The organism is Flavobacterium weaverense, from assembly GCF_003688495.1.
Lineage (GTDB): Bacteria > Bacteroidota > Bacteroidia > Flavobacteriales > Flavobacteriaceae > Flavobacterium > Flavobacterium weaverense.
The window spans coordinates 46448-70737 of sequence record NZ_REFH01000010.1 but is presented as its reverse complement, the minus strand read 5'-3'; the positions used below and the strand labels follow the sequence as shown (position 1 = coordinate 70737).

General features: G+C 33.8%; 18 protein-coding genes. 9 read left to right on the top strand and 9 right to left on the bottom strand.

From position 1 onward, the window contains the following. Positions 1-40 precede the first annotated feature (40 nt). On the bottom strand, positions 41-424 hold the full coding sequence (rpsL, locus tag BC961_RS10120; RefSeq protein ID WP_022828353.1) for a 30S ribosomal protein S12: 384 nt from the start codon (positions 422-424) through the stop codon (positions 41-43). Positions 425-692: 268 nt separating this feature from the next. Here rpsL and BC961_RS14835 point away from each other — a divergent pair, with 268 nt between their 5' ends. From BC961_RS14835 to rlmB, 8 genes are all read left to right on the top strand, one after another. Next, positions 693-1016 (top strand): hypothetical protein, encoded by a 324-nt coding sequence (locus BC961_RS14835; RefSeq protein WP_245980886.1) that lies wholly within the window; start codon positions 693-695, stop codon positions 1014-1016. Further along, positions 979-2409: a BamA/TamA family outer membrane protein gene (locus BC961_RS10115; RefSeq protein WP_245980884.1), complete on the top strand. Its 1431-nt coding sequence runs from the start codon at positions 979-981 to the stop codon at positions 2407-2409. Before BC961_RS14835 ends, BC961_RS10115 begins: the two co-directional genes overlap by 38 nt. Before the next feature lie 85 nt (positions 2410-2494). Next, the gene (locus BC961_RS10110) at positions 2495-5578 is read left to right on the top strand and encodes a SusC/RagA family TonB-linked outer membrane protein (RefSeq protein WP_121926119.1); all 3084 of its coding nucleotides are present in this window, start codon (positions 2495-2497) and stop codon (positions 5576-5578) included. A gap of 10 nt (positions 5579-5588) precedes the next feature. After that, positions 5589-7109, top strand: a complete 1521-nt coding sequence (locus BC961_RS10105; RefSeq protein ID WP_121925762.1) for a SusD/RagB family nutrient-binding outer membrane lipoprotein — start codon at positions 5589-5591, stop codon at positions 7107-7109. Positions 7110-7120: 11 nt separating this feature from the next. Next, positions 7121-7942 (top strand): hypothetical protein, encoded by an 822-nt coding sequence (locus BC961_RS10100; RefSeq protein WP_121925761.1) that lies wholly within the window; start codon positions 7121-7123, stop codon positions 7940-7942. Between the two features lie 467 nt (positions 7943-8409). Continuing rightward, positions 8410-11679: a SusC/RagA family TonB-linked outer membrane protein gene (locus BC961_RS10095; protein ID WP_121925760.1), complete on the top strand. Its 3270-nt coding sequence runs from the start codon at positions 8410-8412 to the stop codon at positions 11677-11679. 3 nt (positions 11680-11682) lie between these two features. Then, the gene (locus BC961_RS10090; RefSeq protein WP_245980883.1) at positions 11683-13134 is read left to right on the top strand and encodes a SusD/RagB family nutrient-binding outer membrane lipoprotein; all 1452 of its coding nucleotides are present in this window, start codon (positions 11683-11685) and stop codon (positions 13132-13134) included. A 70-nt stretch (positions 13135-13204) separates the two neighbouring features. Continuing rightward, a complete protein-coding gene (rlmB, locus tag BC961_RS10085; protein WP_121925758.1) occupies positions 13205-13942 on the top strand; it encodes a 23S rRNA (guanosine(2251)-2'-O)-methyltransferase RlmB in 738 nt (245 codons plus the stop codon). 48 nt (positions 13943-13990) lie between these two features. Here rlmB and BC961_RS10080 read toward each other — a convergent pair whose 3' ends face one another. Further along, a complete protein-coding gene (locus tag BC961_RS10080) occupies positions 13991-14773 on the bottom strand; it encodes a rhomboid family intramembrane serine protease (protein ID WP_121925757.1) in 783 nt (260 codons plus the stop codon). Positions 14774-15197: 424 nt separating this feature from the next. On the opposite strand from BC961_RS10080, the gene BC961_RS10075 reads away from it, so the two are divergent. Continuing rightward, positions 15198-16475, top strand: coding sequence for a replication-associated recombination protein A (locus BC961_RS10075; protein WP_121925756.1), 1278 nt, complete (start codon positions 15198-15200; stop codon positions 16473-16475). Positions 16476-16518: 43 nt separating this feature from the next. On the opposite strand, the gene BC961_RS10070 is transcribed toward BC961_RS10075, so the two are convergent. The 7 genes from BC961_RS10070 to obgE form a co-directional block, all read right to left on the bottom strand. Continuing rightward, positions 16519-17268: a hypothetical protein gene (locus tag BC961_RS10070; RefSeq protein ID WP_121925755.1), complete on the bottom strand. Its 750-nt coding sequence runs from the start codon at positions 17266-17268 to the stop codon at positions 16519-16521. Between the two features lie 2 nt (positions 17269-17270). Continuing rightward, positions 17271-17960 carry a YjjG family noncanonical pyrimidine nucleotidase gene (locus BC961_RS10065; protein WP_121925754.1) on the bottom strand — a complete coding sequence of 230 codons (690 nt, stop codon included), beginning with the start codon at positions 17958-17960 and terminating at the stop codon, positions 17271-17273. A gap of 9 nt (positions 17961-17969) precedes the next feature. Further along, on the bottom strand, positions 17970-18665 hold the full coding sequence (gene radC, locus BC961_RS10060) for a RadC family protein (protein WP_121925753.1): 696 nt from the start codon (positions 18663-18665) through the stop codon (positions 17970-17972). Positions 18666-18700: 35 nt separating this feature from the next. Next, a complete protein-coding gene (locus BC961_RS10055) occupies positions 18701-20059 on the bottom strand; it encodes a UDP-N-acetylmuramate--L-alanine ligase (RefSeq protein WP_121925752.1) in 1359 nt (452 codons plus the stop codon). A gap of 37 nt (positions 20060-20096) precedes the next feature. Then, positions 20097-20798 carry a tetratricopeptide repeat protein gene (locus BC961_RS10050; protein ID WP_121925751.1) on the bottom strand — a complete coding sequence of 234 codons (702 nt, stop codon included), beginning with the start codon at positions 20796-20798 and terminating at the stop codon, positions 20097-20099. 126 nt (positions 20799-20924) lie between these two features. Beyond that, on the bottom strand, positions 20925-23069 hold the full coding sequence (locus BC961_RS10045; RefSeq protein ID WP_121925750.1) for a S46 family peptidase: 2145 nt from the start codon (positions 23067-23069) through the stop codon (positions 20925-20927). A 176-nt stretch (positions 23070-23245) separates the two neighbouring features. Further along, positions 23246-24247: a GTPase ObgE gene (gene obgE, locus BC961_RS10040; protein ID WP_121925749.1), complete on the bottom strand. Its 1002-nt coding sequence runs from the start codon at positions 24245-24247 to the stop codon at positions 23246-23248. Between the last annotated feature and the right edge of the window lie 43 nt (positions 24248-24290).

Here is a 24290-nt window from a genome sequence, read left to right as displayed (position 1 = left end):
AATCACGATTACTCGCGTCTACAAAATGCAAAACTTTAAATTACTTTTTTGCTTCTTTTGGGCGTTTTGCTCCGTACTTAGATCTTCTTTGCGTTCTTCCTGCTACTCCTGACGTATCAAGTGCACCACGAACGATGTGATATCTAACTCCTGGTAAATCTTTTACCCTTCCACCCCTAACTAATACTATCGAGTGCTCTTGTAGATTGTGTCCTTCACCAGGGATATAGGCATTTACTTCATTACCATTTGTCAAACGTACACGCGCTACTTTACGCATTGCAGAGTTTGGTTTTTTAGGTGTTGTAGTGTAAACACGCGTACAAACCCCTCTTCTTTGAGGACAAGAATCTAAAGCAACCGATTTACTCTTCTTAGTCATCTGAGTTCTTCCTGTTCTTACTAATTGTTGAATTGTTGGCATAATTAATACTAAAAATTTCTTATTATATTAAATTCCCGCTTTTTACGGGGTTGCAAATGTAGAAAATATTTTTTATTCCACAAACGTAAAATCATTATATTTTTTATCGACCAATAATTATTCTTTAATACGATACCAAATAAGCTTCAACTGATTACCATTTTAAACTACTACTTTTAACCATTCTTTAAACGAGGTATATTGTACCGTTTGAATTCTATAATAAACGACAGATATTTGCATTACATTTATCAAAACTATCAATCATTTGAAAACATTACTTCTTTTAATTTTCTTCTTATTAATTCCTTTCATACCTCGTGCTCAAAATTTCGAACTGAAAATCATTGGCAGGAATGATGTAGAAACAAGAGTAATTGACTCGGTAGGCTACTCCAGTAAGCATACGAACACTAAATTAATAAATGACGAAATATTACAATTATCTGAAAAGTTATCCAATTTAGGATTTATTGACAACAGTGCAACGAAAGCAAAACAATTAAATGATTCTACTTTTCTAGCAGAAATTTATTTAAGTAAGCGAATAAAATATGCATATATATATATATATATATATAGGTACAAATAAAACAATCATAAATTCGCTTTCGTATCCACTAATAGACGGGAAAATAAAGATTCCATACATCAGATTAGATTCTTTTCTAAACAACACTATTCAAAAATTAGAGCAAGAAGGATATTCTTTATCAAAACTACAATTAACAAACGTTGAACGACAAGACTACACACTAAACGCTGATCTATTAGTTGAAATTGACAAAAAAAGAAATCTTAATGCCATAATCGTAAAATATGCAGAAAGCAATCGTTCAGATATTTTTCCAAAAGGACATTTAAAACAAATTAATAATAAGTATCGCAAAAGCATCTTCAATCAGAAAACCGTAGAAAACATTAATTCAGATTTTAACAAATTTAGCTTTGTTAGTCAACTTAAGTATCCTGAAATATTATTTACTAGTGATACTACCGCTGTTTATGTTTACCTCGAAAAAAAGAATTCAAACACATTTGATGGGTTTCTCGGTTTTTCAAATAATGACGGCAAGAAGATCTCGCTAACGGGATACGTTGATCTTACTCTTGAAAATATTTTAAAATCAGGTGAACAAATAGCAATTAACTGGAAAAGCGATGGAAACGACCAAAAAACATTTAAAGGAAATATTGAACTACCATACTTATTTAAAACTCCGATAGGAATCAAAGCCGAAATAAATATTTTTAGACAAGATTCTACTTTTCAAACTACTAAAACATCTGTTGACTTAAGTTACTATTTAAATTATAACTCTCGCTTTTACTTAGGATATCAAACTAGCACTTCGAGTGATATTCAAAATTTAACCAGAACTGGAATAAGTGATTTCAATAATTCTTTTTTAACTGCAAAATTCGAATATTTAAAGCCTGAAATATCAAATTCTTTATTCCCTACAAAAACAAAACTAAAAAGCTCTTTAGGAATTGGTCAAAGAGAATTGAGCACGGAATTCGAAAACAGAAAAAACCCACAAATAATATTAAATATCGATTTTAGTCATAATTTTTATTTAAATAAAAATAATTCTATTTATTTAAATAGTCAAAATAATTATTTGAGCAGTAATGCTTATTTAATCAATGAATTGTTTCGTTTTGGAGGTATGAATAGCATAAGAGGATTTTCGGAAAATAGCTTACAAGCATACTTCTTGACCGTATTACTCACCGAATACAGATATACACTATCAACAAACCTATACATTCATAGCATATTGGATTACAGCATTTTAAAAAATAAATTAACAAACGAAAATATTACAATTACGGAAAATCTTTTTGGTATCGGAATAGGATTAGGATTACAAACCAAAAACGGTCTGTTTAAATTTGCTGCAGCCAGTGGAAAGGATGATAAACAGGAATTTGATATTTCCAACACTATTATCCATGTAAGTTACAATGTTAAATTTTAATTTAGACGTAAAATTTGCAAAATATATATTAGGAATGTTAACAAATTATTATGAAGTTTGTGAAACTAATTCAAAATATTATAAAATGAAACTAAAATTTAATGGATTCTTAGTACTACTAGTAGTACTTGTGGCGCAAATTACTTTTGCACAAGAAAGAGTAGTTTCAGGAACAGTTTCCGATAATGCAGGATTGCCCTTACCAGGGGTAAGTGTATTGATTAAAGGAACTCAAACTGGAACTCAAACAGACTTTGATGGAAAATTCTCTATCAAAGCAACACCAACCCAAGTCTTATTGTTTAGCTATATTGGGATGAAGTCGCAAGAAGCTTCAGCTAGCTCAACAAAAATTGCAGTTAAACTTAAAGATGATTCAGTTCAACTTGAAGGAGTAGTTGTTACTGCATTAGGTATCAAAAGAAAACCGAAAGAGCTTTCTTATGCAGTAGAAAACATTAAAAGTGAAGATTTAACAAAAACTAAAGCTGTAAACGTTGCAACTGCATTAGCAGGTAAAGTTTCTGGTTTACAAGTTAACGTTACTAATAATGGTATTAATCCTAGTACAAGAGTTGTATTAAGAGGAAACAGATCACTACTTGGAAACAATGAGGCACTTATTGTAATTGATGGTTTTCCATCTGCAAGAGGTGTACTTGATCGTATCAACCCAAATGACATTGATAACGTAACGATCTTGAAAGGTGCAAATGCATCAGCTCTTTACGGAACAGAAGCTGCAAACGGAGTTTTAGTTGTTACTACTAAAAAGGGTTCAGGTAAATTATCTATTACTTACAATTCTTCATTACAAATGGAAACTGTTTCTTACTTACCTAAGCTTCAAGACCAATTTGGTGTAGGTGGATTTCCTGATGGAACATTATTACCTCTTGAAAACGTTAACTGGGGACCTCGTTTTGATGGCCGTTTAGTTGATGCAAGTGAAGTTACACTTGACGGTACTACTTTGCAAGTGCCATTTTCTCCGATCAAAAATAACGTAAGAAACTTTTTTGATACGGGAATTTCTACAAGACATGGTGTTACGTTTAAAGGTGGTGATGAAAATAGCGATTTTTTATTCTCTATTGACCAAACAAACACTAGCGGTATCGTTCCAAAGGATACTTACAACAGAACAAACGTTAGATTAAAAGGTAGCAGAAAATTTGATCGTTTAAGTGTTGGTGGAAACGTTAGTTTTTTCAGAGCACATGCTAATCAAGTAAGTGAAGTTGCTGGAAGACAAGGTAGACCATTGTACTGGAATGTATTAAATACGCCACTACATATCCCTTTAGATCAAATGAAAAACTGGAAAGACGGTAGATATAGCAGAAATGAAGTTTCATTCTTCCGTTTCTACGAAAATCCATACTTCATCGTTGATACGCAAAGAGAAAAATCTAACTATACAGAATTCAATGCGTTATCTAACATTGATTATAAAGTAGCTGACTGGTTTACAATATCTTTAAACACAGGTTTCACAACTTTCAATGATGATTTCAAAAGACAATTTGGAGCATTAACTTATGCTTTCGAATTGGACGAACCTTATGGACAAATAGATGCATACGGTGCTAGCACAGCTTCTAGAATAACAATTGGACAACGTTTTAATAATGACTTATTGTTTAAATTTGATAAGGAAATTAACAAAAACTTTTCTACTAAATTAACTTTAGGTGTTAATACAAGACTCACTTCATCAAATGGAGTTGCAGTTAGTGGTGATAACTTAATTATCCCAGACTTCTACAACGTTTCTACAAGAACAGGAGATTTAATAGGATCAGAAGCTCTTAATCAATTTAGAAGACAAGGTGTTTACGGTGATTTCACTTTAGGATTTAAAGAATATTTATTCTTAAACGTAACTGCAAGAAATGACTGGTCTTCTGCATTGCCAAAAGACAGCAATAACTTCTTCTATCCTGGAGCAGGTTTATCATTTGTAGTTTCAGATGCATTTCCTGGAATCAAAAGCGATAACGGAATTGATGTTTTAAAAGCTACAGTAAACGTAACTAAAACAGGTAATGACCCATCAGCTTACGATATTCAAAGTATTTTTGCAGCACCAGCAGGTTTCCCTTATGGTACTACAACAGGATTATCTCAAGGAGCTAGAGATCCAGATCCATCATTAAATCCTGAATTTACTTTATCTAAAGAGGTAGGTATTGAATTAGGTTTATTCAACAGCAGATTAATGTTTAATGGTACATTGTACCAAACTAATACTACTGACCAAATCGTTCCGATTAACGTTTCTGTTGCTTCTGGAGCAACAAGTATCCTTGCGAATATTGGAGAAATTCAAAACAAAGGTGTGGAACTAGATTTAAAAGGTACAATTATTAGATCAAACGATTTTAGCTGGAAATTAGGAGCTAACTACTCAGGATATAAATCTAAAGTAGTTTCATTATTTGAAGGTGTTGATGAAGTAGTTATTGGAGGTTTTACTGATGCAACAGTTATAGCAAAAGTGGGAGAATCTTATCCTTTAATTAAAACAACATCATATGACAGAGATCCTCAAGGTCGTGTAATCGTTGGAGCTAATGGTAACCCAGTGAAATCTTCAGATTTGAAGGTTCAAGGTAAAACTACTCCTGATTACATTGTAGGTATGAATACAACTTTTTCATACAAAGGATGGACATTATATGCTGTAGCAGATTACAGAACTGGACATGTTTTTTACAATAACCTAGATGATTTATTATCTTTTACAGGTTTATCTGAGCGTACAGCTAGTGCAGGAAGACAGCCATTCGTTTTCCCAAACTCAGCATATTCTGATGGAGCAGGTGGATTTACAGCAAACAATGATCGCTTAACAGCAGGTGGTGGAAATGCTTTCTGGGATGAATACGGAACTATTAAAGAAAATTTTGTAAGTGATGCAACAACTCTAAAATTAAGAGAAGTATCATTATCTTATGACTTTTCAAATGACTTTACTTCAAAAATTGGTATTCAATCTATGAATGTCGGTGTTTTTGGTAGAAATCTATTAACACTTAGACCAAAAGACAATACAACAACAGATCCTGAATTTAACTTAAATACAGGTAACGGAGTTGGTGTAGGATCTCAAGCTCAAACACCTCCTACAAGACAGTTTGGTTTAAACTTTAATATAACATTTTAATACATAAAATATGAACACAAAAACAATCATAAAATCATGTGTAGTACTTTTAGTTACTGCCTTGACTACCGTAAGCTGTAGTGATTATTTAGATGTCAATGATAATCCAAATAGCCCTGCATCTTCAACGCCTTTCCAAACGTTACCAGTTGCACAGAGAGATCTAACGGCTTTAAATGCTCGTGAGATGACTTATTTAGGGAATTTTATTTCTTACAACTGGGCGACTCCATCAAACTGGTCAGCTAATCAGGATTTCTCTAGATATACAATTAATTCAAGTTTTTATTCAAATATCTTTGAAACTTCATATGCTACGATTTTCAAAAACTTGACTTATGTACAGAACTATACTGATAAAACAGGAGTAGTAGATTATAGCGCATATAAAGCTATAGCTTCAGTTTTGAAAGGTTTTCAGTACCAATATTTAGTAGATCTTTATGGTGATGTTCCTTATACAGAAGCTAACTTAAGAAGTGGTAATATCACTCCTAAGTATGATGATGCACAAACGATCTACAAAGCGGTAATTGCTGATTTAACTTCAGCTGCTGAATTAGCATTAGATTTACCAGACAATGCAGAGAGTCCAGGAAAACAAGATATTATCAATAAAGGTGATATGACTAAATGGGCTAAATTTGCGAATAGTGTTAAATTAAGAATGCTTGTTCGTTTAAGTAACACAAACCAAGATGCTTACATTAAAGCGCAAATAGCATTAATCGATGCGAATGGTGCAGGTTATATTACAGCTGACGTTGCAACTCAACCTGGATATAGCGATAATGCTGACAAGCAAAATCCTTTTTACGGATATTTCAGAAAACCTAGCACAAATGCGGAACAAGATAGAGGAGATTATACTGTTGCAACTGATTACGTTGTAAACTATTTAAGTGGTACAAATGACCCTCGTTTAAATAGATTGTATGCAGGAGCTAAAACTGGTGGAGCTTTCAAAGGAGCTCCTCAAACTACAACGCTTCCTGGAGTAGGATTTACTTCTAATGATCTAGCAAAAATTGGTCCTGGATTAATAGTACCAACTACAGGAATGACAGCAGCTCAAACGATAATGAGTATGCCAGAAATTTTATTATTGCAAGCTGAAGCAATAGCTAGAGGATATATCGCTGGTGGAGATGCTGCTGCAAAAACTAAGTACGAGCAAGCAATTACCGCTTCATTTACTAGACTTGGAGTGCCTACTGCCGCAACTGCTGCCGTAACTTACTATTCTCAAGCATTACCAAATGTTGCTTGGCCAACAACAGGCAACTTGAGTGCAAAAGTTCAAGCAATCATTACTCAAAAGTGGGTAGCATTAAATGGTACATCGTCTATTGAATTATGGATTGAAAAAACTAGAACTGGCTTCCCAGCTGGATTACCTCAACCTGCAGAAGGAGGAGGAATTAGACCAGTTAGATTGCTTTATCCAGGATCTGAAAATTCAAGAAACTCGTTAAACGTACCAAAACAAACTGCACAAACTGCTTTTACTTCTAACCCATTTTGGAAATAAAAAATATAATTATGAGAAATATTTCAATAAGATCAAAAGTCGCAGGACTTATAATGCTCATGGTAGCTTTTAGCTCCTGTGATGCAGTTTTGGAACAAGACAAAACTGAATTTGGAAAAGGGCCGATTCTTGCTCAATTTGCTAAAGCAAGCACAACTGCTAAATTTTTGCAAGATGGAAAAATTCAAACTTACAATTATCCATTAACAATTATTGGCGGTAACAATGAGCCAATAAACGAGCCAGTAACTATTACTATTAGTGTAGATCCTAGTTCTACTGCAGTTTCTGGAAAAGAATATACGTTAGAAAAAACTACGTATACTATTCCAGCTGGAGAGATGAGTGTAAATGCTGAAGTAAAAGTAATTACAGCTAACCTTGACTCTTTCAACGCTAAAACATTGGTTTTAAAAGTTGAATCTTCAAGTAAAGGTGTTTCTGATAGAAATAAAGCTAAAATAGTTTTACAAGCAGTATGTCCTTTAAACTTAAATAGTTTTTTAGGTAACTATACTTCTACTACTGGTACAAGTTCTAAAACTTCAGTAATTACCTTAGGAGCACAACCAAATACGTTATTAATCACGACGGGAGCAGAGAAGATTTTAATCGAATTAAATCCTGATCCAGTTAACGGTACGATTACTTTTGTTCCTAAAGGAGCAGTATTATCAATGCATCCTTCATATGGTCCAATATGGGCTACAACTATAGAAGCAGATGCTTCTAACTATAATTCATGTGACATGTCTATGGATCTAGAATTTAAGAGGTGTGTTAGTATTGGATGCTTTGCGGGAACAATAGAAACAAGTTTCGTGAAGCAATAAAGAGTAACATTTTTATATTAGTTAAACGTCCTTTTAAATAAATTTAAAAGGACGTTTTTCATTTACAGATATTTAGAATAATTTACCACAGTATTGACACTTTTATACTATTTGAGTATAATTTTTAAACAGAACTTTATTTTATACTACAAATAATTTTTAATGCGAAATTGAACTCTAAAATCAACATTTTCATAATAATGCTGATAAAATAAATTTTAAGTGAGTTTATATTGTAGATAAGTAAATATCCTACATAAAATGATAAAAAAATACAGTGAAACCTTACTATCAGTGCGATACCAGTGAATTCTCACAATTATTAAAAATGAATTTTGAATCATATTTTGTTAGATAAAGTACTTTTAATATAATAAAAACAGCCACTTGGTGTTAAAAGTTAAAAGAAATTAGGAATTTTAACGATTTATTAAGAGGTTTGCGAGACTAATTCAAAACATTATAAAATGAAACTAAAGTTCAATGGATTCTTAATGCTATTAATAGCATTAGTGGCGCAGATTACATTTGCGCAAGAAAGAGCCGTTTCAGGAACTGTTTCCGACAATTCAGGATTGCCTTTACCAGGCGTGAGCGTATTAGTCAAAGGAACTCAATCTGGAACACAAACTGATTTTGATGGAAAGTATTCTATCAGAGCAACACCTAGCCAAGTGCTTGTATTTAGCTACATCGGGATGAAATCTCAAGAGGTTAAAGCAAGTTCAAGTTCTATGAACGTCAAACTAGCAAGTGAAGCAATCGAACTAGAAGGTGCTGTCGTTACAACAGCATTAGGAATAAGAAGAGAGAAAAAATCTCTTACTTATGCTTCGCAAGAAGTAAAAGGTGGTGATATCACTGCAGGTTCAGGAAGTGGAAACTTCTTCAATGAACTTTCAGGTAAAGTAGCAGGAGTAGCAATTAGAAGAAACAACAACTTTGGTGGTTCTACTAACATTGTATCTCGTGGTATTAAAAACCTTACTGGAAGTAATCAGATGCTTGTAGTAATTGATGGTGTTCCATTGAACAATTCAAACGTAAACTCTAATACTGGTGGCCAAACTACAGGTTCTGGTACAACATATGACTATGGAAACAGTGCAATGGATATCAATCCTGATGATATTGAATCAGTAAACGTTTTAAAAGGAGCGGCTGCATCAGCATTATACGGTTACCAAGCTGGTAATGGTGTAGTAATGATTACGACTAAAAAAGGAAGAGCTAAAAAAGGTTTAGGAGTAACCATATCTTCTGAAGTTACAGTTGGTAGTATTGACAAATCAACATTTGTTAAATACCAAGATAAATACGGAGCTGGTTATGGTCCTTATTACGGTCCAACTGGAAAAGGTCCTTTTGACAGAGCAGACATTAATGGTGACGGAACAATTGACAATGTAGTTCCTACTTATGAAGATGGTTCATGGGGAGCTGCTTATGATCCAAGTATTATGGTTTATCAATGGAGTGCATTTACACCATTTACTGATCAATTCGGTAAAGCTACTCCTTGGCAAGCTGCAAAAAACACTCCACTTTCATTTTTTGAAACGCCACTTTCTATTGGTAATTCAATCTCTTTGGAAGACGGTAATGACAAAACTAATTTTGTTTTAAACTATAATAATTTCAGACAAACTGGTTTAATGCCAAATTCTGAAATGAAGAAAAATAGCTTTAGTTTGAAATTTAGTCACGAAATTTCAGATAAATTATCTTTATCTTCTTATGTGAACTACAACGCACAAACTACAGTAGGTAGAAACTCAACAGGATATAGCGCTAACATTACAGGTTTGTTCCGTCAGTGGTGGCAAACTAACGTTGATATTAGCGAACTAAAACAAGCTTATGATAGATCAGGTGGTAAAAACATCTCTTGGAACATGACAAGCCCAATTAAAGGTAACCTTATTCCAGCTTTCTGGGACAACCCTTACTTTGAAAGATACCAGAATTACCAAAATGACGAAAGAAATCGTTTTAACGGTTACGTAAAATTAGATTATAAATTTACAGACTGGTTAACTGCAACTGGACGTGTATCTACAGATACTTACGCTGAATTAAGAGAAGAAAGAAGAGCTTTTGGTGCAAAAGCACAAGCATTTGGTATTAACCGTTTGTCAGAATCTTCAGGATACCAAAAATTCAACCGTAATTTCTCTGAGCAAAATTATGATTTCTTCTTAGCATTCAAGAAAAACATCAGCGAAGACATTACTTTCAACGGAATCCTTGGAGGTACTGCAAATAGAATTAGAACAACGTCTATCTTAGCTTCAACGCAAGGTGGATTAATTGTTCCTGGAATCTATAGTCTATCTAACTCAGTTGCAGCTAACCCTTTCCCAGTTGAATCTGAAGTAAATACAGGAGTTAACTCTTACTATGCTTCTGCTTCTTTTGGATACAAAGATTTTATCTTTGTTGATGGAACTTATAGACGTGATGCATTCTCCGTATTACCTGCTGGAAATAACTCAATGCCTACTTCTTCGATTTCTGGAAGTTATGTATTTACAAAATCTATCGATGCTCCATGGTTATCTTTTGGTAAATTAAGAGCTAGTTATGCTGAAAGCCCATTAGGTTCTCCTTCACAAGCTTTAGTTGACGCTTATGATAAATCAGATCCATTTGGTTCAAACCAAATTTATTCCGTTCCTTCTACTAAGAACAACTCAGCTTTACGTCCAGTAAAATCAACGACACAAGAACTTGGTTTAGAAATGCAATTCTTCAAGAGAAGACTTGGATTTGATGTTGCTGCTTACAAAACGTTGAGTGTTGATCAAATTTTCCCAGTATCTTACCCAACATCTACAGGTTATTCTTCAAGATATGTAAATGCAGGTTCTGTTGAAAATAAAGGTATTGAGGTTCAATTTAATTTGACTCCAGTAAGAACAAATGATTTCACGTGGGACATATTTGTTAACTGGGCTACTAATAAAAATGAAGTAGTAAGTTTAAATGAAGGTCTTCCAAATTTACAATTAGGAAGTTTCCAAGGTGGAGTTACTATTAACGCACAAGTAGGACAAGCTTACGGAGCGATTAAAGGAACTGACTTTACATACCTTAACGGTGAAAGAGTTATTAGCCCACTAGGACGTTATGTAATCAATACATCTACCAACAATGTAATTGGTAATGTTACTCCAGATTGGACTGGTGGTGTTCGTAACAAATTTACTTACAAAAATTTATCTCTTGGTTTCTTAATTGATATGCAAAAAGGTGGAGATATTTTCTCTCTAGATCAATCATACGGTCAAGCATTAGGAATATCACAATCAACTGCAGGATTAAATGATTTAGGTAAACCAGTACGTAATACACTTGCAAACGGTGGAGGTCTAATCCTTAAAGGTGTTCAAGCAAACGGAACTCCAAATACAGTTAGAACATCTGCTCCGGAAGAGTACGGTAATGTTTTTGGTTATAGAAGAGCTCCAAATGCTGCTTTCATCTATGATGCATCTTTCGTGAAATTAAGAGAAGTAAATATTACTTACAGTTTCCCTACTTCAATTACATCAAAATTAAGATTAACAGACATGAAATTCAGTGTTGTTGGTTCTAATCTTTGGATCATTCACAAAAACCTTCCAGAAGCAGATCCAGAATCTGGTTTAGCATCTGGTAACTTATCTTCTGGTTATTCAGCTGGTTCATTACCATCGACAAGAAATATCGGTTGTAACCTAACATTTAAATTCTAAATTATGAAAAAGATAGTATTATTAATGGCGTTTGTCGCACTATCAGTTTCTTGTACTGATGATATTACCGGATTAAATGAAGACAAAAAAAATCCGACCACAACACAACCTGAGTATTTATTTACATCTGCCCAAAAAGCAATGGTAAACCAAATGCAAAGTACTAGTGTAAATAATAATGTTTTCCGTTTATTCGCACAGCACTGGACTGAAACTACTTATCCTGATGAAAGTCAGTATAATATCACGACACGTTCTATTCCAGATACGCACTGGACTGTGTTTTATCGCGATGTAATTACAGATTTGAGAGAATCAAAAATGCTATTAGACGCTCAAACACCGCTAAATGCTACTGAAACAGCTATTTTGATTAACAAGAAAGCAATTATTGATATTCATATCGCTTATTCTTACAGTATTTTAGTTGATACTTTTGGTAATATTCCTTACACTGAATCAAATGACATTTCAACTAAACCATTACCTAAGTACGATGATGCAAAAACAATCTATAAAGACTTAATCACTAGATTAACTGCTGATGTAGCTGCGTTGTCAACTACAGCAGGTAGTTTTGGAACTGCTGATTTAGTTAATGGTGGATCTGCTGCAAAGTGGAAAAAATTTGCTAACTCATTGCGTTTACGTTTAGCTGTTAACATGTTTGATGTTGAACCAGCTTACGCAACTACTGAAATATTAGCAGCTGTTGCAGCTGGTACGATTGCTTCAAATAGTGAAAATGCAAAATTAAATTACTTAGGAGCACAGCCAAATGCAAACCCACTGTTTGTTGATTTAGTTGCTTCAGGTAGAAATGACTTTGTTCCTGCTAATACTTTGGTAGATAAAATGAATGCTAAATCTGATCCAAGAAGAGCAAAATACTTCGCATTGAATGATGGAGCGACTACTTATTCAGGAGGTATCTACGGAGCTGGAAACACTTACGAAAATTTCTCTAAAATCAACCCAAGTTTAACTGTACCTTCTTACCCAGGAACTATCTTTGACTATGTTGAAATAGAATTTTTATTGGCAGAAGCTGTGGCTAAAGGTGTTGCTGTAGGTGGTACTGTTACAACTCACTACAATGCTGCAATCACTGCATCAATGGAAAGCTGGGGAGTAGGCGCTACTGATATTGCTACTTATTTAGCTAGACCTGATGTTGCTTATGCAACAGCTACTGGTACTTACAAACAAAAGATTGGTGAACAAGCTTGGTTTGCATTATACAACAGAGGTTTTGAAGCATGGAGTTCTTACAGAAGATTAGATTTCCCAATTTTAGTAGCACCAGTTGCTGCTTATAACGGAATCGCTGCTGTACCAGTTCGTTATTCTTACCCTGCAAGAGAGCAGACTTTAAATACTGCTAATGTTGACGCTGCAATTGCTGCAATAGGCGGTAATGCTCTTTCAACTAAAATATTCTGGGATAAATTCTAATTTAGTCCAAAATTAAATACTTAAAAACCCATCAGTACCAACTGATGGGTTTTTTTTATATCTTTGCACAATGGAAAAAGAACATCAAATATTTGGGATTAGAGCGATCATTGAAGCAATCCAAGCAGGCGCTACAGTAGATAAAGTCTACATTCAGAAGGAAGCTAGCAGCGGACTAATGAAAGACTTAATGAAAGTGATGAAGCGAGGAAATATTAATTTTTCCTATGTTCCCGTTGAAAAACTAAATAGACTAACGCCTAATAACCATCAAGGTGCTGTAGCAACAATTTCTCCTATTTCATTTTTTGACTTAGAAACTTTAATAGAATCAGTTGTTGAAAACGGAAAAAAACCGTTGTTCTTAATCTTAGATCAAATATCTGATGCACGTAATTTTGGTGCAATAATTCGTACTGCCGAATGTACAGGCGTAAATGGAATTATAGTTCAAAAAGCAGGTTCTGCACCTGTAAATGGCGATACAGTAAAAACATCCGCTGGAGCAGTATTCAATATTCCTATTTGCAAGGTGGAACATATTAAAGATGCTATTTTTCTTTTACAAGCTAGCGGAATTAAAACTGTTGCTGCAACTGAAAAAACAGATAAAAATATCTACGAAATTGCATTAGACGAACCGGTAGCAATCATTATGGGTTCAGAAGATCGTGGTGTAAACCCATCTGTTTTAAAAATCGTTGATGAGAAAGCTAAATTACCAATGTTTGGAACTATCGGCTCACTAAATGTTTCCGTGGCTTGTGGTGCTTTTCTATATGAAGCGGTAAGACAAAGACAACAATAAAACGATCATTCTTTTTAAAAAAGATTTAGAAAATATATAATAAACGAATCAAGACTCCGGTTTTGATTCGTTTTTTTCGTTTACCACAATTATATAATTAACTGATAAATCAGTCGAAAAGTAGCTTATAACTGGCTCCTCCTCCACTACTACCGGTAAATTGACAAAATTACCACTATCATCAAATCGCTGCATAAATTTATCGTTTATTGGATCGTAGTCAGGCATTTCCCATTCATATTTGGCCACTTTTTTAAATTCAGGTGTTTTATAAATAATCGATAGAATAAATCCAGTCAACAATCCTGCTAAATGTCCTTCCCAAGAAATTGATTTTTCACCACGAACATCAGGTGTTGGAAAAATGTACCATACTAGTCCACCGTAAACAACGATAACGGCAAGCGATAAGGCAACGAGTCGGATATGTTTTGTTTGAATTCCTTTGAAAAAGATAAAGCTAAATAACACATAAATCAATCCGCTTGCGCCAATATGGTAATTTTCCCTACCAATAATCCATGTTATCATACCCGACAATAAAATGCCATAAACTATTACTGCTAGAGATTGCTTTGGGTAAAAAAACTGCAATGCTGCTAAAAGAACTAAAATAGGAATTGAATTATTATATAAATGTTCTAAATCAGCATGGATAAAAGGACTAAAGATTACACCTTGTAAACCAGAAAAAGACCGAGGGTAAATTCCGTTTTGCACAAATTTAAAATCGAATCGAAAATCAAGCCAAAATACTAGCCACAATACAACAACAAATAAAAGAGGTGCTGTAATCAAAGCGTTAGTAAATTTAAAATGTTTGTCGCTCATCTTTTATCGTGTTGGATAGTTACTTATCTTTTCAATAATGGAACCAAAGTAAAAATAGTGCTATTTTGTCATCTTTATGCTGAAGATGATCACGGTTAACAATAATAGAATACCTTCTAGAGGAATTTATTATAGTGTACATCTTTGTCAAAGTTCTAAACTTTGACAAAGATTCCTTTAACTAGCCGAATATCATCGCAAAGCGGAAAGTAAGAATCGAAATTTAATCTACCTATTAACGATTTTCTTTTTGAATAATACTCTAATAGCCCAGATAGAAATAAAAATCCTTGATTGCCGGTGTTCGGCATGCAAGATTGCAAAGGATAGCTGGAATAGCTCCTAAAAAAATAGTAATTTTACACTGTATTAGCAGCGCTAAACTGAATTGTACAAATCTTTATCTCGGAATAAAAGTAATAAAATGGAAGCACCACTTGCAGAACGCATTCGCCCTCAAAAACTTGAAGAGTATATTAGTCAGGATCATTTAGTTGGCCCAAACGGATCTTTAACGCAACAAATTATAAAAGGAATTATTCCTTCAATAATTTTTTGGGGTCCGCCGGGAACAGGGAAAACCACTTTAGCACAAATTATTGCGCAAGAATCTAAACGTCCTTTCTATATTTTGAGCGCTATAAATTCTGGTGTTAAGGATATTAGAGATGTTATTGAAAAAGCAAAGCAAAGTGGCGGTTTGTTTACTGCACGAAATCCTATTCTTTTTATTGATGAAATTCATCGTTTTAGTAAATCGCAGCAAGACTCTTTATTAGCAGCAGTAGAAAAAGGTTGGATAACACTGATAGGTGCTACTACAGAAAATCCGAGTTTTGAAGTTATTCCCGCTTTACTTTCTCGCTGCCAAGTTTATGTATTGAATGCTTTCACAAAAAAAGATCTAGAAGCACTTTTAGACCGAGCGATGACAACTGATGCCTATTTAGCAACTAAAGATATAAGACTAAACGAAACAGAGGCTTTACTGCGTCTTTCTGGAGGCGACGGACGCAAACTATTGAATATTTTTGAACTAGTAGTAAACGCTTCTAATGAAGACGAAATTATCATCACTAACAAACGCGTTTTTGAATTAGTGCAACAAAACACCGTTTTGTATGACAAATCAGGTGAGCAACATTATGACATCGTTTCTGCATTTATAAAATCCATTCGCGGTAGTGATCCTAATGGAGCCGTTTACTGGTTGGCTAGAATGATTGAAGGTGGCGAAGACGTAAAATTTATTGCAAGAAGGATGCTTATCTTGAGTAGTGAAGATATTGGTAATGCAAACCCGACAGCTTTTATCATGGCAAATAATACATTTCAAGCCGTAACAACTATTGGTTATCCAGAGAGCAGAATTATTCTCAGTCAATGTGCCGTTTATCTTGCAACTTCAGCTAAAAGCAACGCTTCGTATCTAGCAATAGGAACTGCGCAACAATTAGTAAAACAAACGGGGGATTTACCAGTGCCGATTCATTTGAGAAATGCACCAACCAAATTGATGAAAGAATTAGGATATGGTGAAGAGTATAAATACTCGCATGATTATGCTAATAATTTTGCAGAGCAAGAATTTTTACCAGACGCTTTAAGTAAAAACCCAATATATATTCCCGGAAACAATTCAAGAGAGAATAGCATCCGGGAATTTCTTAAAAACCGTTGGAAAGATAAATACGGATATTAAATTCTAGCTATTAGCTATTGGCAATTGGCATATAATTAAAGTACTAAAACTTAACATTCACCCTCTCAGAAACTAATTGGTCATTTTTATAGTATTCAAAAAACCATTGATTTTCTTTTAAAATCAACGAACCTTGAATCGCATCTCTAATAGCGATAAAGGAATTTGGTTGCGAAGTTTTCATCAATTTCATTACTACTTTTGGTGTGCTATCAATCAACTGAAAACCTGTCGCAGTTGCCTGAGCATACAACATATTAACATCATTTAAAATCACAGCCGATTTTGTTACTTCAGCAGGAATCGCTTTATCTACTGCAGGCGCTATCACTGTTTGCTGAACAACTGCTTCTTGAGTTTTTACAGTTACACCACTATACTTATACTGTAAATCATAAATAGACTTAAAAGCCTCGTTCAATGCATCAGCATAAGCAAGTTTAAATTCTTTTTCTTTGCTGCGTCCTACTGCGGATTTAAAGACAACTTTGTCATTACAATCCCTTAATGTAATATATAACTTTGTTACTAAAAACCCATTTTCCTTCTCCACATTAGCACGTAATACACTGCAACGATCATTATATTCTGCAGGAAGAGTTTCCTCAGCGTAAAACGCAACAAAACCTGCATTGATGAAATTGTATTTTGTCAAGGTGTTCAAACGATATTGATTTTCCTCTTTCAAAAAATCATATTTTAAGGGCACGATAACAGCGCTATAATCATTAATCGATTGCGCGAAAGAATTACTCACTACAAGTATCAAGAATAATATGAATGACTTTTTCATAATTATAAATATTTTTTAAGTTCTAATAAATGATTAATATGTTTAATGTGGTCTTCGACAGCACTATTGCTCTCATTGAAATAAATTGCGTCTAAACCGGCATCTAGTGCTCCTTGAACATCAGCATCTAAACTATCACCAATCATAATACTATTTTCTTTATTGGCTTTTGCCAAATCTAAAGCAAAGTCAAAAATTATTGGATTTGGTTTTTTGACACCGGCCATTTCAGAATTAGTAATTGTCGAAAAATACGAAGTGATTTTAGAATTGTTCATTTTTTTAAATTGAACCTCAGCAAAACCATTTGTTATAATATGTAAATTATAATTTGGTTTTAAGTATTCTAAAAGTTCCATTGTGCCTTCAAAAAGATGATTATTTTCAGGTAAAAAAGCAATATATTCATCTGATATTTTATCTATTTCAATATCTGATATTGAATAATTTATTGCGTCAAATGAATTTTTCAACCGATTGTACCGCAGTTCCTCATGTGTAATTTTATCGTACTGGTATAATTTCCAGCATTCTTGATTAATAGGAACATATTTTCCAATAAAATCTTTGATTTCAATTTCAGGATGGCTCCTACTAAATATGCCACCAAAGGTTAACTCTGAATTTTTGTCAAAATCCCACAATGTATGATCTAAATCAAAGAATACGTCTTTTATATGTGTTTGTTTCATTTTATAAATTTAAAATATTCCTTCATCTGCAAAGCTAAAATAACTTGCTTCGGTAACGATAAGATGATCTAATACCTTTATTTCTAAACTTTCTCCTGCTAATTTAAGCTTTCTTGTGATTTGTTTATCAGCTTCACTAGGAACCAATGTTCCTGAAGGGTGGTTGTGACATAATATCAATGCCGTTGCTCCCATCTCGAGTGCAGTTTTGAATACTATTCGAACATCAACTAAAGTGCCAGTAATTCCACCTTTACTGAGCTGAGATTTTGATATTACTTTATTAGAATTATTCATGTAAATGATCCAAAACTCCTCGTGCGGCAATTCACCTATTATAGGTTGCATAATTTCAAAGATTACTTTACTAGAAGTAACTTTTTTTAATTCTACCGCTTCTTCTGAACGCCTACGTCTTCCTAATTCTAAAGCCGCTATAATCGATATCGCTTTCACCTCTCCTATTCCTCTAAAAGTCATCAATTGTGAAATTGATAATTTACCTAATGCATTCAAATTATTGTCGACACTTGACAAAATCCTTTTACTTAAATCAACCGCCGATTCATTTCGACTGCCCGATCCTATCAAAACTGCAATCAATTCCGCATCACTTAAAGCGCTTTTACCTTTCAGCATTAGCTTTTCTCTTGGCCTATCGTCTTCGGACCAATTCGTAATCGGGAAAAAGGAATTTTCAGCCATACTTTTGATTTTATATTTATTTTTAGTAACGACTGCTAACCCAAAATTAAATCTTTTACTTCGTCAAAATTTAATCCTCCATAATTACCTGAACTCATCAATAGTAAAGCCGAATTTTCAAAATCTTGATTGAATAGGAAATCTTTAAATTCATCAGGATTGGTGTAAATTATTAAGTCTTTACGATTGAATGCATTTGCAATTTGGTCATAAGTTACTTCTTCAAGTTGCTTTATTTTTACAGCGTCTGGCGAATAGAATACAACAGCTTTATCTGCATATTCCAGCGCACCTTCATACTCTTTGAGAAATTCAGCATTTAAACTGCTATACGTATGCAATTCTAAGCACGCAATCAAAGTTCTATTTGGATATTGTTCCTTCACCGCTTTTGTTGTTGCTGATACCTTACTAGGCGAATGAGCAAAATCTTTGTACGCTACTCTATTTTTACTTTCAGCTATTTTCTCTAAACGTTTTGATGCTCCTTTGAAACTAGCAATTGCCTCATAAAAATCAGCTTCGTCAACTCCCATGTTTTGACAAATCCATTTGGCTCCAGCCAAATTATTTAAATTATGCGCTCCAAAAACTTCTATTGGCATATCGCCCTCAGGAGTTTCAAGTAATGTTATCCCATCCTCAACTGAATACTTAGGCGTATGATATGCCATCTTACGGATTGGATTTGTTGCAGCTTCGGCAACTCGTTTTACCTCAGGATCTTCTTCATTATAAACTAGAATTCCGCCGTTAGTAATTTTGCCAATAAAAACCTCAAACTGCTCCACGTAATTTTCATAGGTCGGGAAGACATTAATATGATCCCAAGCAATACCAGAAATTAAGGCAATATTGGGTTGGTATAAGTGAAATTTAGGTCGCCTATCGATAGGTGATGATAGATACTCATCCCCTTCTAAAACGATAAAATCATTTTCTTCAGTAAGATGAACCATAGTTTCAAAACCTTCTAATTGCGCACCAACCATGTAATCGACAGCAATATCATGATAATGCATAACATGCAGAATCATTGAAGTTATTGTAGTTTTTCCGTGTGAACCACCAATTACGACACGCGTTTTATTTTTAGATTGTTCGTATAAAAACTCAGGATAGGAATAAATTGTAAGTCCTAATTCCTGCGCTTTTAATAATTCCGGATTATCAGCTTTTGCATGCATTCCAAGAATAACGGCTTCAATATCAGTGGTTATTTTTTCAGGAAACCAACCTAATTCTGCTGGCAAAATTCCTTTTTTATCTAATCTAGATTTTGATGGCTCAAAAATGGCGTCATCACTACCTGTAACTTTGTATCCTTTGTTGTGTAAAGCAAGTGCAAGATTGTGCATCGCGCTACCGCCTATCGCTATAAAATGTGTACGCATTCTAGTTATTTAGTTTAAATTTTTTACGTCAAAGTGATTACATTCTACTTTGATTTTTTTTATCATTATAAGATTCTAAAACAGACTTAGCTTTTTCAGGTGTTCTCATTTTATTTTTATAAAGATTCGCTAGCTTATTGTAGCTTGTCTTGGAATCTGTTAGCGAAATCGCTTTTTTGTATTGTTTTTCAGCTGCTTCATACCGTTTGAAGTACTCATCAATATGTCCTCGAGATAAGTAGCCATCCACTGCCGAAATTTGCAACAATTCATTAGAATATTTTATTGCTTTTGATTCGCTTCCGCCAATAATGCCAGGAAGTTGAATATATAATTCTATTAGAGCCCATCGTGCTTCAATGTGTTTTGGATTTAAAGTGATGGCTTTTTCGAATGACCCTTTAACCTCATCAATCATTCCAAGTGCTTTAAACTTATTTGCATCTTTAGCTTTCATTCCTAAAGCTCCACCATATTTGTAATAGTAATTTGCTTCTAGAGGTTTCAATGATTTGAGTTTCTTATAATACGCAATAGCTTTATCCCACGACTGATTTTGTCCCGCAATATCTCCTAAATATTCGATACTTTTTAAATCAGATGGATTAGAACTAATAAGCGATTCAAACATTTTTTGCGCTTGTTCGTACTTTTGTTCTTGAAACAATTTCTCCGCTTTTTCAAAGTTTGATTGAGACCACATCATCATTGGTATAAATAAAAAAATAATATGTTTCATTGTTCAAAAATAACGAAATTTATAATTGAATTCTATTTTCAACTGAAAAGGTTTGTATTATAAAAAAAGCCTCTTAACTTATTTTTAATTACAAGTTAAGAGGCTTTTAGAATTTATAAGTCTAATCTATTTGACAATCGTCATTTCGTCAATGATATGTTTAGCACCTGCGTACTTATCAATAATCCAAAGTACATAACGTATATCTACGTTAATTGTTCTTTGTAATTCTGCGTCAAAAATAACATCTCCTGCCATTGCTTCAATATTTCCGTCAAAAGCTATACCTGTAAGTTCTCCTTTTCCGTTTAAAACTGGCGAACCTGAATTTCCACCTGTAATATCATTATCAGTCAAGAAATTTATTGGCATGTAACCGTTTTTGTCTGCATATTGTCCGTAATCTTTAGCTGCATGCAACTCTAACAAACGAGCTGGCAAATCAAATTCTTGATCACCTGCTTTATACTTTTTAACCATTCCGGTCATAGTCGTATAATTGTTTATTTGTGCATCATTGCGTTTATCAGCTGGCAAAGCACGAACTTTTCCGTAGCTCAATCTCAAAGTAGAGTTAGCATCTGGATATTTAATAGAGTTCATTTTGGATTCACGTAAACCTGCTACTAAATTGCGAAAAGCGATTTCAAAATCATCAGCTGCTTTTATTTGTTCTACTGATCTTGCTCTCATTTTCACAGCTAGTTCATTAGAAACAACATATAAAGGATCATTTACAATATTTTCAGGTTTTGGATCTTTCATGAAAGCCATAACGCTTTCTTTAGTAGCAAATATACTTTTGGCAACAGCCATATTTACATAAGCAGTAAAGTCACCTTTGTTCTCTGCTTTCAATTTTGAAATAGCTTCAGGCAGGCCATAAGCAGCTCCTTTAACAGTATACAAATTTAATTGAGCAGCAAAAATATCTTTCTCCAATGGAGCGTGAAATTTACCATAAACATTCTCAACATATGCATTTAATCTAGGAAGCATTTCTTGTCTTTTCGCATCATTTTCTTTGAAATAAGCAATAAGTGAATTACCTAAATTAGCGGGAACACCACCATAAGCAGCTGTTCTCATTAATTGAGACAAATAGTTATCATGACTCGTTTTTAAATTTGTTTCAGCGTAATATTTATTAATCGTAGCGATCACAGTACCATATTTAGCTTTGTTTGCTTTCTTATTTGCCCAAGCATTAAATTTAGCTTCTTCTTTAGATTTAGTTTGTGCAGTTCCTGCCTTAGTCAACGCATCAATCATTCCTTGACGGTTTTTCCAGTAGTTAGCAGTTGAAGCGTACTTAGAAGCATATTCTAACTTTACAGCTTCATCTTTATCCATGTAGCGTTTCATTACATCCATTCCAGTTTTAGCACCTTCAACCCACGCCGGATAAGCAAATTTTACATTTTGCTCAATTCCACCTGCTGGCATCCAACGATTTGTACGACCAGGATATCCTAAAATCATAGCAAAATCATTTTCCTGAACACCTTTGATACTCACTGGTAAATGGTGCTTTGGTTGCAATGGTACATTTTCTTTAGAATATTCTGCTGGATTACCATTGGCATCTGCATAAACTCTAAACATAGAGAAGTCACCTGTATGTCTTGGCCATTCCCAATTATCAGTGTCTCCACCAAATTTCCCAACACTTTCTGGAGGAGTTCCTACTAAACGAACATCTTTATAATCTTGATAAACGAAATAGTAATATTCATTCCCTTGAAAGAAAGGACGAACCGAAACAGTATATTTTCCACCTTCGCTATTTTCTTTTTCAATAAGGGACATTTCTTGTTGAATTGCTTTATTTCTTTCTGCTTCAGTCATTTTATCGTTTACTTTCGACAAAATTCTTTTAGAAACATCATCCATACGAACGAAGAAACGAACGAATAATGATTTGGGTTTCATCTCAGCACTTCTATCTTTAGCCCAAAAACCATTTTTTAAATAATTTTGTTCTTCTGATGAAAGCTCAGCAATTGCATCGTAACCACAGTGATGATTTGTAAGCACTAAACCTTCTTTTGAAACCATTTCAGCAGTACATCCACCATTGAACTGAACGATGGCATCTTTCAAACTATGATTGTTGATACTGTAAATTTCTTCTGATGTAAGTTGTAAACCCATTTTCTCCATATCTCTATGGTTCAATCTTTCAATAAACATCAAAAACCACATTCCTTCATCTGCTTTTGCTGGAAAAGCAACAAGGCACATGGTAAAGAATAAAATAATTTTTTTCATAATATAAATATTTTTTTAGTTCTGCGAATATAAATCATTTTCGCAATCTCGGCATCTATTAAGTAAACAAACATCAATACGTCTCTAATTTTTAATACAATTTTAAGAATTTAATAAAATTATAAAAAAAAGGTGCTCTATTTCTAGAACACCTTTTTTACAAAAATTTTTATTATTTATTCATTTAACATTTTCCAAAGTTTGTCTTTCAATTCTGTCAATCCTTGTTGCGCAACAGAGGAAATAAACATGTATGGAATACCTTTAAACGATACGTCTAATTCTGCTTTTAATTCGACTTTCAACTCATCATCAAGCATATCACATTTAGAAATAACCACCATACGTTCCTTATCCAACATCTCTGGATTGTATTTAGTCAATTCATTCACTAAAATGTCGTATTCTCCTTTTATATCTGGAGTATCCACAGGTACCAAGAATAGCAAAGTTGAATTACGTTCAATATGACGTAAGAAATAATGTCCTAATCCTTTTCCCTCTGCTGCTCCTTCAATAATACCAGGAATATCAGCGATTACAAAAGATTGAAAATCTCTATATGCTACAATTCCAAGGTTAGGTTTTAAAGTTGTAAAAGGATAATCAGCAATTTTAGGTTTTGCAGATGTCAGAACTGATAATAAAGTTGATTTTCCAGCATTAGGGAAACCTACTAAACCTACATCAGCAAGAACTTTTAATTCTAAAATTACGTCCATCTCTATTCCAGGTAAACCCGGTTGCGAGTATCTAGGCGTTTGATTTGTCGAACTTCTAAAATGCCAGTTCCCTAAACCACCTTTACCTCCACGAGAAAGAACTTGTTTTTCACCGTCTTCAGTAATTTCAAATAATATCTCTCCGGTTTCTTTATCTTTCACTACAGTACCTAATGGGACTTCGATGTATTTGTCATCTCCATCAGCACCCGTACTTCGGTCTCCACTACCGTCTCCACCATTTCCTGCTTTAACGTGTCTTGCAAATTTTAGATGAAATAATGTCCAAAGACTTTTGTTTCCAACTAAAAAAACGTGTCCACCACGACCACCATCACCACCATCAGGTCCACCTTTTTCAATAAATTTTTCTCTATGCAAATGCGTTGATCCTTTCCCACCTTTTCCGGAAGAAACAAATATTTTTACGTAATCTACAAAATTCCCCTCTGTCATTTTTTCTACTATTCAATTTTCAACTATATCCATCAAAACTCAT

Coding starts and splice junctions, on each gene's coding strand:
- rpsL (WP_022828353.1), bottom strand. CDS start 424: ATGCCAACAATTCAACAATTAGTAAGAACAGGAAGAACTCAGATGACT.
- BC961_RS10115 (WP_245980884.1), top strand. CDS start 979: ATGCATATATATATATATATATATATAGGTACAAATAAAACAATCATA.
- BC961_RS10110 (WP_121926119.1), top strand. CDS start 2,495: ATGAAACTAAAATTTAATGGATTCTTAGTACTACTAGTAGTACTTGTG.
- BC961_RS10105 (WP_121925762.1), top strand. CDS start 5,589: ATGAACACAAAAACAATCATAAAATCATGTGTAGTACTTTTAGTTACT.
- BC961_RS10100 (WP_121925761.1), top strand. CDS start 7,121: ATGAGAAATATTTCAATAAGATCAAAAGTCGCAGGACTTATAATGCTC.
- BC961_RS10095 (WP_121925760.1), top strand. CDS start 8,410: ATGAAACTAAAGTTCAATGGATTCTTAATGCTATTAATAGCATTAGTG.
- BC961_RS10090 (WP_245980883.1), top strand. CDS start 11,683: ATGAAAAAGATAGTATTATTAATGGCGTTTGTCGCACTATCAGTTTCT.
- rlmB (WP_121925758.1), top strand. CDS start 13,205: ATGGAAAAAGAACATCAAATATTTGGGATTAGAGCGATCATTGAAGCA.
- BC961_RS10080 (WP_121925757.1), bottom strand. CDS start 14,773: ATGAGCGACAAACATTTTAAATTTACTAACGCTTTGATTACAGCACCT.
- BC961_RS10075 (WP_121925756.1), top strand. CDS start 15,198: ATGGAAGCACCACTTGCAGAACGCATTCGCCCTCAAAAACTTGAAGAG.
- BC961_RS10070 (WP_121925755.1), bottom strand. CDS start 17,268: ATGAAAAAGTCATTCATATTATTCTTGATACTTGTAGTGAGTAATTCT.
- BC961_RS10065 (WP_121925754.1), bottom strand. CDS start 17,960: ATGAAACAAACACATATAAAAGACGTATTCTTTGATTTAGATCATACA.
- radC (WP_121925753.1), bottom strand. CDS start 18,665: ATGGCTGAAAATTCCTTTTTCCCGATTACGAATTGGTCCGAAGACGAT.
- BC961_RS10055 (WP_121925752.1), bottom strand. CDS start 20,059: ATGCGTACACATTTTATAGCGATAGGCGGTAGCGCGATGCACAATCTT.
- BC961_RS10050 (WP_121925751.1), bottom strand. CDS start 20,798: ATGAAACATATTATTTTTTTATTTATACCAATGATGATGTGGTCTCAA.
- BC961_RS10045 (WP_121925750.1), bottom strand. CDS start 23,069: ATGAAAAAAATTATTTTATTCTTTACCATGTGCCTTGTTGCTTTTCCA.
- obgE (WP_121925749.1), bottom strand. CDS start 24,247: ATGACAGAGGGGAATTTTGTAGATTACGTAAAAATATTTGTTTCTTCC.